We start from the raw sequence: 15,379 nt of genomic DNA, 5'->3' as shown, positions 1-15,379 counted from the left end.
CGCTTTTCCGCCTATCCGCCAATCGAGAGCCCGGCGGCGCGGCCGCGCAGCAGGCCGATGAGATCCGCGGTCCGCTCCTCCGACGTGTCGATCGGAACCACCAGGCACATCGTCGCCTCGACCTTGCCTGGCGCTGAAAAGACCGGCACGGCGAGGCATTTCGTATAGGCGTCGACCAGGCCCGAAGTGACGCAGTAACCGGTCACCCCGGCCTTTGCGATGTCGGCGATGAAATCGTCGAGCCGCAGCTTGCGGCCATCGGGCAGCACGAGGTCGTCGTCGGACACCATGGCCTCGATCGCGGCTCTATCCAGCCCCGCAAGAAGCAGCCGTCCCGAGGCAGTCCAGGGCAGCGGTATCTGCAGGCCTGTGGCGGAGCTGATGCGGAACGGCCTGGTGCCAGGGCTGGAATGGACGATCGTGTAGCGGCCGCTCTGCAGCATGCACAGTTCCGAGGTCTCGCCGGTCTCGCGCGACAGATGATCGACCTCCTGGCGCCCGCGCCGCAACAAATCGTTGCCCCGCACATAGTCCATTCCGTAGAGATAGAGTTTCTTGCCGAAATAGACGCGGTTGCCGTCGCCGGCCATTTCCAGCAGGCCGGCATCGACCAGCGACCGCACCAGCGTGTAGGTGGTCGAACGCGGCGCGTTCACCCCCTTGGCAAGATCGCCAATGCCGATCGCCCGCTGCGTGGTGTGAAGAAACTCCAGGATCTCCAAGACCCGGTTGAGGCCTTTCTCGCGGGAGGCGGTCGTCTTCTCGTCCGCCGAAATTGCTGGGGCATTGCCATCTTGCATTGTCGATTCCCGGTGTTAGTATCTGTCTTGTACAGGATACATGCGTCTCTTGTAAGAGACAATTTTGATAATCGCCATCGCGTGTATGACCTGTGCATAGGGGAACACAACACGAAAGGAGGTCGCCGTGAACGACACATCCGGAAGACGTGATTTTCTGAAATTGGGAATGGCGGGACTGGCCACCGCCGGGGTGCTGGCAACCGTCGATGCCCAGAAGGCCGCCGCGCAAGCCGCATCCGACAGTCTTCTGCGCACCGTGCTCGACAGAGGCAAGCTGATTGTCGGCACCGGCAGCACCAACGCGCCCTGGCACTTCGAGAACGATGCCGGCGAACTGGTGGGCATGGACATCACCATGGGCCGCATCCTCGCCAAGGGCCTTTTCGACGACCCGACCAAGGTCGAGTTCGTCATGCAGGACCCTGCGCAGCGCATTCCCAACGTGACCACCAACAAGGTCGACATCACGATCCAGTTCATGACGATGACGGCGCAACGCTCGCAGCTGATCAATTTCTCCCGGCCTTACTATGTCGAAGGCGTTGCCTTGCTGACGCTGCCGACCGCCGAGAACAAGACCTTCGACAAACTGCTCGCCGGTGGTTCGGCAACCCGCATTTCGATCCTGCAGAATGTCGACGCCGAAAGCTCGGTCCACTACGCTTTGCCGCAGGCCCAGGTGCTGCAGATCGATACCCAGGCCAACGTGCTGCAGGCGCTGGAATCGAAACGCGCCGACGCCGCCGCGGTCGATCTGTCCACCGTGCGCTGGCTCGCCTCGCGCAATCCCGACAAATATTTCGATGCCGGCAAGAGCTGGTATTCGATGCTTTATGGCGCGGCACTTCGGCAGGGCGATCTCGACTGGCTGACCTTCGTCGACCAGACCTTCACCATCGCCATGTTCGGCCATGAATCGGCGCTCTACGACGCTGCCTTCAAGGACTATTTCGGCCAGGAACCGCCGGCGCGTCATCCCGGCTTCCCGGTCATCTGATCCCGGATTACGGAAGGGCGGCATTCCAGCCCTTCCGTAATCGACTCGACGCCCTTCACACCGAGGCGGACGCATGGGCTATGCCCTCAATTTCAATCTGATCTGGCGGCATTTCGACAAGCTGTGGGGCGGCCTGCTGCTCAGCCTCGAGCTTGCCGTGATCTCGATCGCCATCGGCGTCGTCATCGGGCTGGTGCTCGCGGTCTGGTACGTCTCCGCAGGACGCGTGGTGCGGGCGCTGATCGCCGCCTATGTCGAGTTCATCCGCAACGTGCCGCTGATCCTGCTCGTCTATCTCGTCTTCTACGGCCTGCCGACCGTGGTCGACCTGGCCTACAGCGCACCGACCTCGTTTGTCCTGACCCTGTCGGTCTATAGCGGCGCCTATCTGGTCGAAGTGTTTCGCTCAGGCCTCGAGGCTGTCCCGCGCGGCCAGCTCGACGCCGGCAAGGCGATCGGCCTCACGCCCTGGCAAAGGCTGCTCCACGTGCGCCTGCCGACCATGCTGCGCATCACACTGCCGGCGCTGTCCAACACCTTCATCTCGCTGTTCAAGGACACCTCGATCGCCTCCGTCATCTCGGTGCCCGAACTCACCTTCGGCGCCCAGTGGATCAACTTCAACACCTTCCGCATCGTCGAGGTCTACCTGGTCACCACCGCGATGTATCTGGTGACGGGCTACATCATGCTTTTTGGGCTGCGGCTCATCGAGCGCCGGTTCAGGGCGGCACGCTGACATGCTTGGCCAGATCCTCTACGCGCTGCCGTTCCTCGCCCAAGGCTTCGCCGTGACCTTGTGGGTATCGCTGCTGGTCGTGGTGCTGTCGCTCATCGCCGGCGTCCTGCTGGGCGTCGGCCTGGTCTATGGACCGGCGCCGCTGCGCTGGGCGGTGCGCATCTTCTCGGACACCATTCGCGGCATTCCGATCCTGGTGCTGATGTTCTTCGTCTATTACGGCCTGCCGGCGATCGGGCTGCATCTGCCGTCGTTCTGGGCCGCGGTGTCGGCGCTGACCCTGTTCAAGACGGCACAGGTCATCGAGTATCTCAGGGGCGCGGTCGGCTCCATCCCGAAGGGACAGTCCGAAGCCGCGATGGCGATCGGGCTGACCTTTCGCCAACGGCTCACCTACGTCATCTTTCCGCAGGCCTTCAGGCGCTTCCTGCCGCCCTGGATCAATGGCGTCACCGACGCGGTCAAGGGCAGCGCGCTGGTGTCGCTGCTTGGCATCACCGATTTGATGCAGGCCATCAACCAGGTCATCGGCCGCACCTATGAGGCGATGCCGCTCTATATACTGGGCGCGCTCATCTATTTCGCGGTCAACTACGCGCTCTCGCTCGCCAGCCGGCGGCTGGAGCGGCGTTTCTCCTTCATCCGGGAATAGCACGATGTCCGAAGCCTCGAACGCCAATCCCGCATTGCTCGACGTACGCGATGTCTCCAAGGCCTTCGGCGCCGTCGAGGTGTTGCGCTCCGTCAGCCTTCAGGTGAAGCGCGGCGAGGTGGTGACCGTCATCGGCCCTTCCGGCAGCGGCAAGACCACGCTGCTGCGCTGCGTCAACTTCCTGGAGAGCTACGACAGCGGCTCGATCCGCATCGACGGCAAGGAGGTCGGCTATCGCGAGGCCGGAACGCGCCAGCGCCGCAGCGAACGCGATTTGGCCAGCATGCGCGCCGAGACCGGCATGGTGTTCCAGAGCTTCAACCTGTTCCCGCACCTGACGGCAGCCGGCAACATCATGCTGGGCTTGACCAAGGTGCGGGGTAAGAACGAGGCCGAGGCACGCTCGATCGCCGAGCACTGGCTCGGCCGCGTCGGCCTTGCCCACAAGGCCGACAGCCTGCCCGCCGAGCTCTCCGGCGGCCAGCAGCAGCGCGTCGGCATCGCCCGCGCCGTGGCCATGGAGCCGAAGATCCTGCTGCTCGACGAGATCACCTCCGCCCTCGATCCCGAACTGGTCGGCGAGGTGCTGGCCGTCGTGCGCAGCCTCGCCGAGGACGGCATGACCATGCTGATGGTCACCCACGAAATGGCCTTTGCCCGTGACGCTTCGAGCCGCATCGTCTTCATGGCCGATGGCGGCGTCAGCGCCGTCGGGCCGCCGAAGGAGATCCTCGCGGCGGAGACCACCAACGAACGCCTCCGCACCTTCCTGGCGCGCTTCCGCGCCTCGCATTTCTGACATCAGGCGGCCAAAGCTGCCCCAAGGAGCCTTCATCAATGACGCCTTATACCAGGCTCGCCCAACTCGGCCTGACGCTGCCCGAGCCGCCGACGCCCATCGCCAACTTCGTCACCCATGCCGAGAGCGGGCGATTGATCTTCCTCTCCGGCCAGGGGCCGCTGCGCGCCGACGGCACGCTTTGCACCGGCAAGGTGGGGGAGGATGTGACGGTCGAACAGGCCTATGAGCATGCGCGCCTGACCGGGCTCAATCTGCTTGCCGTCATGCATGCGGCAGCCGGCGATCTCGGCCGCATCGTGCGCGTCGTCAAGCTGCTCGGCTTCGTCAACGCGACGCCGACCTTCAGCGACCACCCACGCGTGGTCAATGGCTGTTCGGACCTGTTCGCCGATGTCTTCGACAAAATCGGCGGCCATGCCCGTTCGGCGATCGGCGTCGGCTCGCTGCCTGGAAATATCACCGTCGAAATCGAAGCGGTCGTCGAGATCGCCGCCTGACCTGCCACCAACGGGATTTGCTCACATGAAAACCTATTCCGACACCGGCTCCAACACCACCATTCGCGAACGGCTGGGCTTGCGGCCGATCATCAACGTCTCCGGCACCATGACCGCGCTCGGCGCCTCGATCATCGTTCCCGAGGCGATCAGCGCCATGGCCGAAATGGCCTCGCAATGGGTGGAGATGGACGATCTGCAGCGCGCCGCGAGCACCATTGTCGCGCGCCTCACCGGCGGCGAGGCCGGCTTCATCACCGCCTGCTGCGCCAGCGGCATCACCATGGCGATCGCCGGTGCGATGACGGGGACCAACCTGCTCGCCATCGAGCGCCTGCCCGATGATACCGAAGGGCTGAAGTCGGAAGTCGTCATCCAGCTCGGCCATATCGTCAATTACGGCGCGCCGATCGACCAGTCGGTCCGCGTCGCCGGCGCCAAGGTGGTGCCCGCCGGCACGGTCAGCGTCACCCAAGACTATCATGTGCGCGAAGCGATCAACGAACGCACGGCGGCGGGCCTCTATGTCGTCGCCCACCACACGGTGCAGTACGGCATGCTGTCGCTGGAAGAGTTCTCGGAGATCTGCCACGCCAAGGGCGTACCGGTGATTGTCGATGCCGCGTCCGAATACGATCTGCGCGGTTTTCTGGCGCGCGGCGCCGACGTCGTCATCTACAGCGGCCACAAATTTCTGAGCGGACCGACCAGCGGAATCGTCACCGGCCGCAAGGATCTGATACGGGCCGCCTATCTTCAGAATCGCGGCGTCGCGCGCGCCATGAAGGTCGGCAAGGAAAGCATCGCCGGCACCATGGCCGCGCTCGAAGCCTGGGAGAAGCGTGACCATGCCGGCATCCGCCGGCGCGAGGAGGCAGCCCTGAACCTGTGGAAGGATGCGTTGCAGGGACTGCCCGGCATCGCCGCCATCATCATTCCCGATCCCACCGCCAATCCGCTCGACCGGCTGCAGATATTCGTCTCGCCCGAGAGCCGCTTCACCGCCGCCGGTCTCGCCTCGGCACTTGCCGCGGGCGCGCCGCCGATCATCGTGCGCAACCACGAGGTCGAGCGCGGCCATTTCTTCCTCGACCCCTGCAACCTTCACCCCGGCGAAGCGGAGATCGTCGCCGAGCGCCTGCGCGCCGTACTGACCGCGAAGGAGCGCCCGGCCGACGCGATGAAGGTCGCCCGCAAGGATTCGTTAGGCGTCTCGCGCTGGCCGGATTGATCGCCAAACCGAACCAACAATGCCGAAAGCACCGGCTGATCACATGACTGTGAACAGCCGGATTTGCCCACGCGGGAATAAATCGTCTCCTCGACAAGTCTTCTCGACATACGCCACTTCCGGCGTTGAGGAGATCGGCATGCCGCATCATTGCCAGGCCAGCGACCATGGTTGCGGCGTCGGCCGTCGCCGTGCGCTGGCAAGCATGATGGTCGTCAGGCTCTCCCTTGTGGCGCTTGACACCGGTGATGCAGATGAATTCACTTTCAGCACGGCAGGCGACTTTGTCCGTTTCCGGCGGCTTTCCTCCCGCAAGCAAGGCAAAATCGCTGTCGCATCTTGAGGCGGCGCGCCCAGTCCGTCCCGGAGTATCGGATCATGGTGCTGCTTTGAGCGAGAGGGCCTTGGCAGAGCGCTTCAATCAGGTGGTGCTGCCGCATCTCGGCGATGCGCTGGCGCTGGCCCGTTGGCTGACCGGCAATGCCGCCGACGCCGAGGATGTCGTGCAGGACGCCTGCATCAAGGCGCATGCCGGCATATCAGGCTATGCCGGCGGCAATGCCCGTGCCTGGCTGCTGACCATCGTGCGCAACACCTCCTACACCTGGATGGCGCGCAACCGGCCGCGCGGCATGATGGCTGTCGGCGATCTCTGCGATCTCGACGACATGGCGGCGGCCCATGGCACCAGCCTGCCCGACGAGGACGGGCCGGAGGCGAGCCTGATCGCCAGGGCCGATACGGCGGCACTAGAGGCTGCGATCGCTGCCCTGCCGCAGCCGTTTCGCGAGACGCTGGTGCTGCGCGACATAAACGGCCTCAGCTATCGTGAAATAGCGGCCATGCTCGACGTGCCGATGGGCACGGTGATGTCCAGGCTTGCCCGCGCCCGCGGCCTGCTGACGTCTGATTTGGGGAGAGCGTCATGACGCACGACGACGGACTGCCCGATGATCCCGAAGGTATCAGACTGATGATCCACGCCCTTGTAGATGGCGAACTCGATGCCGCGGCCGCCCTTGCCGTGGAGCGCCGCATCGCCGCCGACCCCCGGCTTGCCGCCGAACATGCCCGCATTGTCGCCTTGCGAGGCGCGGTCAGCCGCCTGCCCCGCCCCGAAGTCAGCGACGCGTTTCTGGCCCGCATCGCGGCAATCGGCATGGCGGATACCGAACGGCAAGGCGACGCAGAGGCGACCGAGCCGCAGCGCGGCACGCCGTCGGCGCTGCCGGGATTGATCACGGGCGCCGGCGCAGGCCAGAGACGGGAAGCCGGGACGCGTCCTTCGCAGGCGCGCACATCGCCAAGGGCACGCCGCTTCGGCTCGTTCGACTGGCGCGCCATGGCGGCGTCGATCATGATCAGCGCGGTGCTGGCCAGCGGCGCGACGCAATGGGTGATGTTCAACGGCGCGGAGGACGGCTTTGCCGCCGCTGTCGCCAGCGGCCATCGCCGCAGCCTGCTCGCCGCGAGTCCGATCGACATCGTTTCCTCCGACCGCCATACGGTCAAGCCGTGGCTCGACGCCCGCATCGGTGTCTCGCCGCCGGCGCCCGACCTTGCCCAGGACGGCTTCGCGCTGATCGGCGGCCGGGTCGAGGTGATATCAGGCCGGCCGGTACCGGCACTGGTCTACCGCCATCGCGAGCACCTGATCACGCTGGTCGCCGAACCGCAGCAGGGCGGCAAGGCCACCCAGCCGGACGATCTTTCCTCGGGCGGCTTCTCGATGGTGCACTGGAGCGACGGCGCCTTCTCCTACTGGGCGATCTCCGACATGGAACGCCCCGAGCTCGACGACTTCGTCGCCCGCTTCCGCAAGGCCGCGGTATGAGCCGGATGTGGCCGTCGGCATCTCGCCGATGGCCGCATATCCTTGCGGCCCCGCGCGAATTCCGCTAAGGCGCGCCTTTGTCGCCGGGGAGCAGAAGCTTGAACCATCAACGCGCCGACGTCGCCATCATCATGGGCAGCCAATCCGACTGGGCGACGATGCGCCAGGCGGCCGAAACGCTGGAGGCGCTTGGCGTTCCCCATAAAAGGCTGATCATTTCGGCGCACCGCACGCCCGACCGGCTCTATGAATTCGCCAAGGGCGCCAAGGCGGCCGGCTACAAGGTGATCATCGCCGGAGCCGGGGGTGCGGCGCATCTGCCCGGCATGACGGCGGCAATGACGCCATTGCCGGTGTTCGGCGTGCCGGTGGAATCGAAAGCGCTGTCGGGCCAGGATTCTCTGCTCTCCATCGTCCAGATGCCGGCCGGCATTCCGGTCGGGACACTGGCGATCGGCAAGGCAGGCGCGGCCAACGCCGCCCTCCTGGCCGCCGCCGTATTGGCGCTGAACGACGACAAGCTTGCCCAGCGGCTCGACGCCTGGCGCGCCTCGCAGACCGCCAAGGTCGCGGCCGAACCGACGGACACGCCGTGAGCCTGCCCGCGGGATCGACGATCGGCATCATTGGCGGCGGCCAGCTCGGCCGCATGCTTGCAATGGCCGCTGCCCGCCTCGGCTACCGCACCGCCGTGCTGGAGCCGCAACCGGATTGCCCGGCCGCCCAGGTCGCCAACAAGCAGATTACGGCCCCCTATGACGACCCGGCCGCGCTTGCCGAACTGGCGGCGGCCAGCGCCGTCGTCACCTACGAGTTCGAGAACGTGCCGGTGGCCGCTGCAACCGCGCTTGCCGCCAAGGTGGCGGTCTATCCGCCAGCGCGTGCGCTTGACGTGGCGCAGGACCGGGTGAGCGAAAAGACATTCCTCAACAGCATCGGCATCGCCACCGCCGATTTCCGTCCGGTCGACACGGACGACGAGTTGACGGCGGCGCTGAAGGCATTCGGCGGCAGCGGCATCCTGAAGACGCGGCGCATGGGCTATGACGGCAAGGGCCAGCGCGTCTTCCGCAACATGGAGACGGGTGGCTTTGCCGGCACCTGCGAGGCGATGGGCAATGTGCCGCTTATCCTGGAGAGCTTCGTGCCCTTCGAGCGGGAGGTTTCCGTCATCGCCGCGCGCGGGATCGATGGGGCGGTCGCCGCCTATGATCCGGCCGAAAACGTGCACCGCGACGGCATTCTGCACACATCGACCTTGCCGGCCGGCATCAAACCCGAAACGGCGGTAGCCGCGCAGGTCGCCGCGTCGAAGATATTGTCCGCGCTCGACTATGTCGGCGTCATCGGTGTCGAGTTCTTCGTGCTGGCCGATGGTTCGCTGCTGGCCAACGAGATCGCGCCCCGCGTCCACAATTCAGGCCATTGGACCGAAGCCGCCTGCATCGTTTCGCAGTTCGAGCAACACATCCGCGCCATTGCCGGCCTGCCGCTGGGCAGCCCCAATCGCCACTCCGATTGCGTGATGGAGAACCTGATCGGCGACGACGTGCTGCGCGTTCCAGCCCTGCTCGCCGAGCCCGACCTGATGCTGCACCTCTACGGCAAGGCGGAGGCGCGGCCTGGCCGCAAGATGGGCCACTTCACCCGCATCAGTTCACGTACTTAGTTCGCGGGACACGAGCCTATTGCACCTCGCCGCTGTCCTCGCCGGGGCCGGCGCAGCTTGCATCGCCTTCCTCGCAATTGGCGGAGGCGGCGAGTTGCTTGATGCGATCATTGGTCAGCCTGGTCAGGCACTGCGAAACTTCCATCGCGTGGATGGAGCCACCCGCGCTGGCCGCGGTGTTATGCGCGCATTCGGCATCCCGGAAGCTGATCCAGGCGCGCTGCGCCACCTGAAGCAATCGCTTGCCACCCGCATCATCAGAGCCGATCAGCGCCTGATAGGCTGCGTTGAGTCTGGCGTCGGCGGCCTGATAATCCTCGCCGGCGCAGATGTTCATCATTTGCTGGCTGTCGTCGGAACGGTCGCATTCCTGAGCGCGGGCGACCGCGCCTGCCGCCAGGACGGCGAGGCAGGCGAACAGGAAAATTCGACGCATCTTTGTCCCCAAATCACTTGCTTGTCGCGGCATCATCCCAGCCGACTCGTGGTCGCGCAATGCCACGGGTGCCGACATGGCGGATATTTGATGATATCAGGACGCGGAGCACGCTTGCCGTTGACTTACGGTTGACATGGGCAAGGCTCCTCGTTTATGAGCCACCCACCGTTCAAAAGGCGCGTCTTCTGGCGCGCCTTATAATTTCGACCCGGAACCGGGTCCACACCGACAGGCAAGACCATGAAGATCAAGAATTCGCTCAAGGCGCTGAAGGCGCGTCACCGCGACAACCAGTTGGTTCGCCGCAAGGGCCGCATCTACATCATCAACAAGACCGCCCCGCGCTATAAGGCGCGCCAGGGTTGAGTTTTCGGCCGGAGGCTTTTTGCCTCCGCCCATTGATGCTTGTCGGCGAGCCGACCTTCCCACGTTGAATTCACTTTGATGTTCCGCCGCCCGGGACTAGAGTCGGGCGATGCGGATTCTTTTTGCATTTTTGATCGCTTTCCCTCTTTCCGGTGCCGTTAGCATAGCGGCCAGGGCAGCGAACGATCAGGCGGCCCAGCCGGCGGCCCCGGACACTCCGGCCCCGCCGATGACGAAACAGGCCCGGCTCGACAGGCTGTTCTCCGACCTGAAGCGCGAGCGCAACGAAAAGGCCGCCGAGCGCATTGCCGGCAACATCTGGAACGAATGGTTCCAGTCCGGCAGCGCCTCGATCGACCTGATGATGCAGTGGTCGCAAAATGCGATGAACGATCAGAAGTTCGACGTCGCGCTCGATTTCCTGGACCAGGTGGTGACCTTGCAGCCGAGCTATGCCGAAGGCTGGAACCGCCGCGCCACCGTGCATTTCATGATGAAGAACTACGGCAAGTCGATGGCCGATATCGACCGCACGCTGCAGCTCGAGCCACGCCATTTCGGCGCGCTGTCGGGCCTGGCCCAGATCATGGCGGAGACCGGTCACAAGCAATCGGCGCTCGAGGCCTGGCAGAAGGTGCTGGCCATCTATCCCATGATGCGCAGCGCCCAGAACCAGGTCGCGACCCTGTCGGAAGAGCTTGCCGGCGAGGGAATTTGATAGACTAGGCAATAGGCATTAGGCGCTTGAGCTTCCCTACTGCCGCCCTACAACTTATCAACCTCCCTTCCCGTATATCCCCCATGAACCTGATCTACGCCGCGCTCGCCTTCCTTTTCGCACTCGTCCTTGCCCTTGTCGGCGTCACTCGCGTCGGCTCATGGCTGATCGAGCGCCGCGGTCCGCCGGTCGGCGCGTTCGTCGACATTGGCGGTGCCCGTATCCACTATGTCCACGTTCCCGCGTCAGTTGGTGCGGATCTGCCACCGATCGTCTTCATTCACGGCGCCAGCGCCAATTTGAAAGACCAGATGCTGCCGCTCAGGCCGCTGCTCGAAGGCCGTGCCGAAATGCTGTTTTTCGACCGGCCGGGAGCCGGCTGGTCGGGACGCGGCCCCGGCAACAATGAAAATCCGTCGGCACAGGCCAACACCATCGCCGCGCTGATGGACCGTCTCGGCATCAAGCGGGCCATCATTGTCGGCCATTCCTTCGGCGGCGTGGTGACGGCGGCCTTCGGCCGCGAGCATGCCGACAAGACGCTCGGCCTTGTCTTCCTGGCGCCGGCGAGCCATCCCTGGCCGGGCGGCGCGACGTCCTGGTACTACGACCTGACCATCATTCCGGTGATCGGCCGGCTGTTCTCCGAGACCCTGAGCTATCCTGCGGGAACGCTGCAGATGGCGGACGCCACGACCTGCGTCTTCTCGCCCAACAAAGTGCCGGAAAATTACCTCGCCTCAGCCGCGATCCCGCTGGTGCTGCGGCCGTCGGCCTTCCGCGCCAATGCCACCGACGTCGCCGGGCTCTATCGGTATGCGCTTGGCGCGGCACCGCATTACAAAGTGATAACGGCGCCGACCGTGGTCATCTCCGGCGATCGCGACAAGGTGGTCTATGCCCGCATTCACTCCGTCGGCCTAGTGCGCGACATATCAGGCGCCGAGCTGGTCTGGGTGCAAAATCTTGGCCACAAGCCGGACTGGATCGCCTCCGACCTCGTCGTCGGCGCCATCGAGAAGGTTGCCGGCAAGGCTATCGACCTGGAAGCAATCGCCACGACGGTGGAAGCCCGGATTGCCGACGATGCCTATGGCGTGGGCAAATGCGCCGACATCAAGGAGCCACGGGCCGAGCTCGCCCCGACCTGACAATCCGAAGCTATCGCAAGACGCTATTGGGAACAGAGCGGCATGTATGTCCTGAAACACGGCATAAAGAAAAATCCCGAAAAGCGATGGGCACTGCCGGATCGCATCTTCTTCGGTCACGGCGCGTGCGCCATTCTCGCCGGCACCTTTCTCAAGCATCCGCCTCTGGAGGGATTTTACGGCGAACGTATCATTCCCGGCGAAGGCTTTTCCGGAAACCATATCTACGTGACGAACGGCGTGATCGCTTTCGACTACCACGGCTATTGCGCTCGAGAGCGGTTGCTCGAACACCATGCGAGAGGCTGGGCTTCGCGCCACACCGGATGGCATTGCACCATCGCGCGGGTCGATTTCGATCTGCTCGATACGACCGAACTCAACCGGCGAAAGATACTGGGCCCGGATCAGTATCTGTACGATCCTATTCCTCGCGCGCGCCGGTTTCTCCAGGCAAGAAATCACGCGGAAGCCGCGGCAAGGGCGCTCGGAGCCGCGACGGTATGAGGCCATCAGGTGTTAGGCAGGCGTCGCCAGCCGCTAGATAACAAGCAGCGGCGTCTTGCCGGGAACCCGATCGTAGAGGTCCATGACGTCCTGATTGAACATGCGCACGCAGCCGGATGACGCGGATTTGCCGATCGATTTCCAATCCGGCGATCCATGGATCCGGTAGAGCGTATCGACGCCGTCCTTGAAGATGTAGAGCGCACGCGACCCGAGCGGGTTGCTGATGCCGGGCTGCATGCCCTGGCGCCATTTTTCCAGCTTCGGATCCCTGCGGATCATCGCCGAAGGCGGCGTCCAGGTCGGCCATTTTCGTTTCCGCTGGACGATCGCGCGGCCCTTCCAGGAATAGCCCTGGCGCCCCAGTCCGACGCCGTAGCGCATGGCCTTGCCGTCCTCGAGCACCCAGTAAAGGTGCTTGTCGGTCGTATTGACCACGATCGTGCCGGGTTTTTCGCCTGTCGGATCGTCGACGCTCTGCCTCAGGAACCGCCCGTCGACCTTGGCGAACGGGATTGCCGGCAGCGCATGGCCGCCGTCTTCGACCGCGCTGTACATGCCCGCATAGTCGGGCGACGCCGGGCTTACGGTTTCAGGCGCGGCAGCTTCGATGGGCGCCTTTTCCGGTGCCGGTTCGAGCGGAACCGGGGTAGGCGTGCTCGCCAAGCTGATCGATTGCCTGGGCAGTTGGGCACAGGCGGAGACGGTCGAAACGCCAATAAGCGAAAGCCCGGTCAGAAGGGACCGGCGTGAAACGGCAAATGACATTCAATATACTTTCAAGCGAAGGGAAATTCAGGCGGTTGCGAAGCGGCTGTTAACGCCGCCTCACCGCGTCTTGTAGAGTGGATCGCGGCGGCCCTGTGTCGAGACAAGGGCGGCGATGATTGTCCAGACTTTTGTAGCACTGCGGCCGCAGTGGGCTCTGCGCCAATGCATGTCGCCCAAAAGTGACCTCGGTTCGCGCGGTGTTCCCTCGAGAAGGCTTACCGTCCGGCTGTTTCCGATCCGACATAGGCGATGCGCAGCATGTTGGTCGATCCCGGCGTCCTGAGCGGCACCCCAGCGGTGATGATGACGCGGTCGCCCGGCTTGCCGAATTCCTCTTCCAGTGCAATGCGGCAGGCGCGGTTGACCATGTCGTCGAGATCGGTGGCGTCTGGCGAGACCACGCAATGCGTGCCCCATAAAAGTGACAGGCGCCGCGCCGTATTGAGGATCGGCGACAGCGCGATGATCGGCACTTGCGGGCGCTCGCGCGCGGCGCGCAGGCCGGTGGTGCCTGATGCCGTGTAGGTGACGATCGCCGACAGTTTCAGCGTTTCGGCGATTTCGCGGGCGGCCAGCGAAATGGCGTCGGCGCCGGTCGCTTCCGGCTCGGAGCGCTGCGCGTTGATGATGCCGGCATAGGTCGGGTCGGTTTCGACCTTGGCGGCGATGCGGTTCATCATGGCAACCGCCTCGACTGGATAAACGCCCGCCGCCGATTCCGCCGACAGCATGATGGCGTCGGCGCCTTCGAAGACGGCGATCGAAACGTCGGAGACCTCGGCGCGGGTCGGCACCGGGGCGGTGATCATCGATTCCAGCATCTGCGTGGCGATCACCACCGGCTTGCCGGCACGGCGCGCGGCGCGCGTGATCTGCTTCTGGATGCCGGGCACCGCTTCCAACGGCATTTCGACACCGAGATCGCCGCGGGCAACCATCAGCGCATCCGACAGTTCGATGATCTCGGCCAGTCGGGCGACAGCCTGCGGCTTTTCGATCTTGGCCATGATCAGCGCCCGGCCGCGCGCGATCTTGCGCGCTTCGGCCAGATCCTCCGGCCGCTGCACGAAGGACAGCGCGACCCAGTCGACGCCGGTCGCCAGCACCGCGTCGAGGTCCTTGCGGTCCTTCTCGGTCAGCGCGCCCACCGGCAGATCGGTGTCGGGCAGGCTGACGCCCTTCTTGTCGGAAATCGTGGTGCCGGCAATGACGGTGCACACGATCGACTTGCCGTCGCTCTTCACCGCTTTCAGCTCGAGCTTGCCGTCGTCGATTAGGAGTCGATGGCCAGCCTCGACCGAACTCAGGATTTCGGGATGCGGCAGGTAAACCCTGGTCGAGGTACCGGGCTCGGGATTGTCGTCGAGCGTGAAGGTCTGGCCCAGCGTCAGCACTTCCTTGCCGTTGGCGAACTTGCCGACGCGCAGCTTCGGACCTTGCAGGTCGGCCAGGATACCGATCGGCCGGCCGACTTTTTCCTCGACGGACCGGATACGTGCGACCAGCGTGCGCATCAGCTCATGATCGGTATGGCTCATATTGATGCGGAAAACATCCGCACCGGCTTCGAACAGCTTCTGCAGCATCTCCTCGGACGAGGAGGCCGGACCGATTGTGGCTAGGATCTTGACCTTGCGGCTACGTCTCATTGACTGTTCGTTCCCGGGGCGGCTGGGGCGCCTCCCGTTGCGGGCTCATCGGTGAGCTGGACCATCCAGCTTGCCTGCTCGCCCGTGTCATATTCCTGGAATCCAGCGCGCTGGAAGCCCCGGGCGACGCAGTCGCTTACGCCCGCGATCTTGAACTCTTTTTCAGCCACGCACATGTTGATCGGGCCGTCCCAGCGTCCACCGCGCTCGGCGTCTTCTGCATAAAGATAATAAAACCTTGATGACAGCGGCCCTTCGATCAACGTCTTGCAGCTCGATCCTTCGATGTGCCACCAGCCCTCGGTGATCCAGCCGGCCTTGGCACGATAGCCGATGCCGACACCGACCAGGTTCTGCGTGGCGTTGCAGACGCGGAAATCGGCGTGCGCCGGCGAGGCCATGACCATTGCCGACACGCCACCGGTCAGGATCAGGAGCGGCATCGCAAAGCCGGAGCGCATGCGCTGCCTGCCGGCGGAACCCATTCCAAAACCCCTCAAGAACCACATCAGCATCTCTCTGCGCCCCTTTTCGGAAAAGTCCGGGCGCATGTC

The 15,379-nt window shown here is 64.4% G+C and carries 20 protein-coding genes; 15 read left to right on the top strand and 5 right to left on the bottom strand.

Annotation, left to right across the window (positions count from 1 at the left end; all coding sequences use genetic code 11):
- Positions 1-11: 11 nt before the first annotated feature.
- Positions 12-800, bottom strand: a complete 789-nt coding sequence (locus EN808_RS26155; protein WP_127278463.1) for an IclR family transcriptional regulator — start codon at positions 798-800, stop codon at positions 12-14.
- Positions 801-969: 169 nt separating this feature from the next.
- Here EN808_RS26155 and EN808_RS26150 point away from each other — a divergent pair, with 169 nt between their 5' ends.
- The 11 genes from EN808_RS26150 (at position 970) to EN808_RS26100 (ending at position 9,224) form a co-directional block, all read left to right on the top strand.
- Positions 970-1,800, top strand: coding sequence for a transporter substrate-binding domain-containing protein (locus tag EN808_RS26150; protein ID WP_171892286.1), 831 nt, complete (start codon positions 970-972; stop codon positions 1,798-1,800).
- 73 nt (positions 1,801-1,873) lie between these two features.
- Positions 1,874-2,539, top strand: a complete 666-nt coding sequence (locus EN808_RS26145; RefSeq protein WP_127278464.1) for an amino acid ABC transporter permease — start codon at positions 1,874-1,876, stop codon at positions 2,537-2,539.
- A 1-nt stretch (position 2,540) separates the two neighbouring features.
- The gene (locus EN808_RS26140) at positions 2,541-3,191 is read left to right on the top strand and encodes an amino acid ABC transporter permease (protein WP_127278465.1); all 651 of its coding nucleotides are present in this window, start codon (positions 2,541-2,543) and stop codon (positions 3,189-3,191) included.
- Between the two features lie 4 nt (positions 3,192-3,195).
- Entirely contained in the window at positions 3,196-3,990 is a 795-nt protein-coding gene (locus tag EN808_RS26135; protein WP_127278466.1) for an amino acid ABC transporter ATP-binding protein, read from the top strand.
- Between the two features lie 38 nt (positions 3,991-4,028).
- Positions 4,029-4,490: a RidA family protein gene (locus tag EN808_RS26130; RefSeq protein ID WP_127278467.1), complete on the top strand. Its 462-nt coding sequence runs from the start codon at positions 4,029-4,031 to the stop codon at positions 4,488-4,490.
- 25 nt (positions 4,491-4,515) lie between these two features.
- On the top strand, positions 4,516-5,721 hold the full coding sequence (locus EN808_RS26125; RefSeq protein ID WP_127278468.1) for an aminotransferase class V-fold PLP-dependent enzyme: 1,206 nt from the start codon (positions 4,516-4,518) through the stop codon (positions 5,719-5,721).
- 19 nt (positions 5,722-5,740) lie between these two features.
- On the top strand, positions 5,741-6,064 hold the full coding sequence (locus EN808_RS26120) for a hypothetical protein (RefSeq protein ID WP_127278469.1): 324 nt from the start codon (positions 5,741-5,743) through the stop codon (positions 6,062-6,064).
- 46 nt (positions 6,065-6,110) lie between these two features.
- Positions 6,111-6,650 carry a sigma-70 family RNA polymerase sigma factor gene (locus EN808_RS26115; RefSeq protein WP_127278470.1) on the top strand — a complete coding sequence of 180 codons (540 nt, stop codon included), beginning with the start codon at positions 6,111-6,113 and terminating at the stop codon, positions 6,648-6,650.
- Positions 6,647-7,555: an anti-sigma factor gene (locus EN808_RS26110; RefSeq protein WP_127278471.1), complete on the top strand. Its 909-nt coding sequence runs from the start codon at positions 6,647-6,649 to the stop codon at positions 7,553-7,555. Before EN808_RS26115 ends, EN808_RS26110 begins: the two co-directional genes overlap by 4 nt.
- 98 nt (positions 7,556-7,653) lie before the next feature.
- Entirely contained in the window at positions 7,654-8,151 is a 498-nt protein-coding gene (gene purE, locus EN808_RS26105; protein WP_135863157.1) for a 5-(carboxyamino)imidazole ribonucleotide mutase, read from the top strand.
- Positions 8,148-9,224: a 5-(carboxyamino)imidazole ribonucleotide synthase gene (locus tag EN808_RS26100; protein ID WP_135863159.1), complete on the top strand. Its 1,077-nt coding sequence runs from the start codon at positions 8,148-8,150 to the stop codon at positions 9,222-9,224. Before purE ends, EN808_RS26100 begins: the two co-directional genes overlap by 4 nt.
- A 16-nt stretch (positions 9,225-9,240) precedes the next feature.
- On the opposite strand, the gene EN808_RS26095 is transcribed toward EN808_RS26100, so the two are convergent.
- Positions 9,241-9,660, bottom strand: a complete 420-nt coding sequence (locus EN808_RS26095) for a lysozyme inhibitor LprI family protein (RefSeq protein WP_127281106.1) — start codon at positions 9,658-9,660, stop codon at positions 9,241-9,243.
- A gap of 243 nt (positions 9,661-9,903) precedes the next feature.
- On the opposite strand from EN808_RS26095, the gene ykgO reads away from it, so the two are divergent.
- From ykgO to EN808_RS26075, 4 genes are all read left to right on the top strand, one after another.
- Complete coding sequence (ykgO, locus tag EN808_RS26090; RefSeq protein ID WP_006203764.1) at positions 9,904-10,029, top strand: type B 50S ribosomal protein L36; 126 nt, start codon at positions 9,904-9,906, stop codon at positions 10,027-10,029.
- Between the two features lie 109 nt (positions 10,030-10,138).
- A complete protein-coding gene (locus EN808_RS26085; RefSeq protein ID WP_135863162.1) occupies positions 10,139-10,747 on the top strand; it encodes a hypothetical protein in 609 nt (202 codons plus the stop codon).
- A gap of 83 nt (positions 10,748-10,830) precedes the next feature.
- A complete protein-coding gene (locus EN808_RS26080) occupies positions 10,831-11,898 on the top strand; it encodes an alpha/beta hydrolase (RefSeq protein WP_127278618.1) in 1,068 nt (355 codons plus the stop codon).
- A gap of 42 nt (positions 11,899-11,940) precedes the next feature.
- On the top strand, positions 11,941-12,405 hold the full coding sequence (locus EN808_RS26075; RefSeq protein ID WP_127278619.1) for a hypothetical protein: 465 nt from the start codon (positions 11,941-11,943) through the stop codon (positions 12,403-12,405).
- Positions 12,406-12,438: 33 nt separating this feature from the next.
- Here the strand turns inward: EN808_RS26075 and EN808_RS26070 are convergent, their stop codons facing one another.
- The 3 genes from EN808_RS26070 to EN808_RS26060 all read right to left on the bottom strand — a co-directional run bounded on the left by EN808_RS26070 (position 12,439) and on the right by EN808_RS26060 (position 15,268).
- Positions 12,439-13,071, bottom strand: coding sequence for a L,D-transpeptidase (locus EN808_RS26070; RefSeq protein WP_335930841.1), 633 nt, complete (start codon positions 13,069-13,071; stop codon positions 12,439-12,441).
- Positions 13,072-13,391: 320 nt separating this feature from the next.
- Positions 13,392-14,825 (bottom strand): pyruvate kinase, encoded by a 1,434-nt coding sequence (gene pyk / locus EN808_RS26065; protein WP_127278621.1) that lies wholly within the window; start codon positions 14,823-14,825, stop codon positions 13,392-13,394.
- Positions 14,822-15,268 (bottom strand): DUF1036 domain-containing protein, encoded by a 447-nt coding sequence (locus EN808_RS26060; RefSeq protein WP_245464385.1) that lies wholly within the window; start codon positions 15,266-15,268, stop codon positions 14,822-14,824. The genes pyk and EN808_RS26060 overlap by 4 nt, the downstream gene beginning before the upstream one ends.
- Positions 15,269-15,379 lie beyond the last annotated feature (111 nt).

It is taken from the genome of Mesorhizobium sp. M8A.F.Ca.ET.165.01.1.1, assembly GCF_004792065.1.
In the GTDB taxonomy this organism is placed as follows: Bacteria; Pseudomonadota; Alphaproteobacteria; order Rhizobiales; family Rhizobiaceae; genus Mesorhizobium.
The sequence above is the reverse complement of the archived record's forward strand: the minus strand, read 5'-3'. Positions and strand labels throughout refer to the sequence as shown.

Bases quoted from the DNA above. Each gene is read 5' to 3' on its own strand.
- EN808_RS26155 (WP_127278463.1), bottom strand. From the start codon at position 800: ATGCAAGATGGCAATGCCCCAGCAATTTCGGCGGACGAGAAGACGACC.
- EN808_RS26150 (WP_171892286.1), top strand. From the start codon at position 970: ATGGCGGGACTGGCCACCGCCGGGGTGCTGGCAACCGTCGATGCCCAG.
- EN808_RS26145 (WP_127278464.1), top strand. From the start codon at position 1,874: ATGGGCTATGCCCTCAATTTCAATCTGATCTGGCGGCATTTCGACAAG.
- EN808_RS26140 (WP_127278465.1), top strand. From the start codon at position 2,541: ATGCTTGGCCAGATCCTCTACGCGCTGCCGTTCCTCGCCCAAGGCTTC.
- EN808_RS26135 (WP_127278466.1), top strand. From the start codon at position 3,196: ATGTCCGAAGCCTCGAACGCCAATCCCGCATTGCTCGACGTACGCGAT.
- EN808_RS26130 (WP_127278467.1), top strand. From the start codon at position 4,029: ATGACGCCTTATACCAGGCTCGCCCAACTCGGCCTGACGCTGCCCGAG.
- EN808_RS26125 (WP_127278468.1), top strand. From the start codon at position 4,516: ATGAAAACCTATTCCGACACCGGCTCCAACACCACCATTCGCGAACGG.
- EN808_RS26120 (WP_127278469.1), top strand. From the start codon at position 5,741: ATGCCGAAAGCACCGGCTGATCACATGACTGTGAACAGCCGGATTTGC.
- EN808_RS26110 (WP_127278471.1), top strand. From the start codon at position 6,647: ATGACGCACGACGACGGACTGCCCGATGATCCCGAAGGTATCAGACTG.
- EN808_RS26095 (WP_127281106.1), bottom strand. From the start codon at position 9,660: ATGCGTCGAATTTTCCTGTTCGCCTGCCTCGCCGTCCTGGCGGCAGGC.
- ykgO (WP_006203764.1), top strand. From the start codon at position 9,904: ATGAAGATCAAGAATTCGCTCAAGGCGCTGAAGGCGCGTCACCGCGAC.
- EN808_RS26085 (WP_135863162.1), top strand. From the start codon at position 10,139: ATGCGGATTCTTTTTGCATTTTTGATCGCTTTCCCTCTTTCCGGTGCC.
- EN808_RS26080 (WP_127278618.1), top strand. From the start codon at position 10,831: ATGAACCTGATCTACGCCGCGCTCGCCTTCCTTTTCGCACTCGTCCTT.
- EN808_RS26075 (WP_127278619.1), top strand. From the start codon at position 11,941: ATGTATGTCCTGAAACACGGCATAAAGAAAAATCCCGAAAAGCGATGG.
- pyk (WP_127278621.1), bottom strand. From the start codon at position 14,825: ATGAGACGTAGCCGCAAGGTCAAGATCCTAGCCACAATCGGTCCGGCC.
- EN808_RS26060 (WP_245464385.1), bottom strand. From the start codon at position 15,268: ATGCCGCTCCTGATCCTGACCGGTGGCGTGTCGGCAATGGTCATGGCC.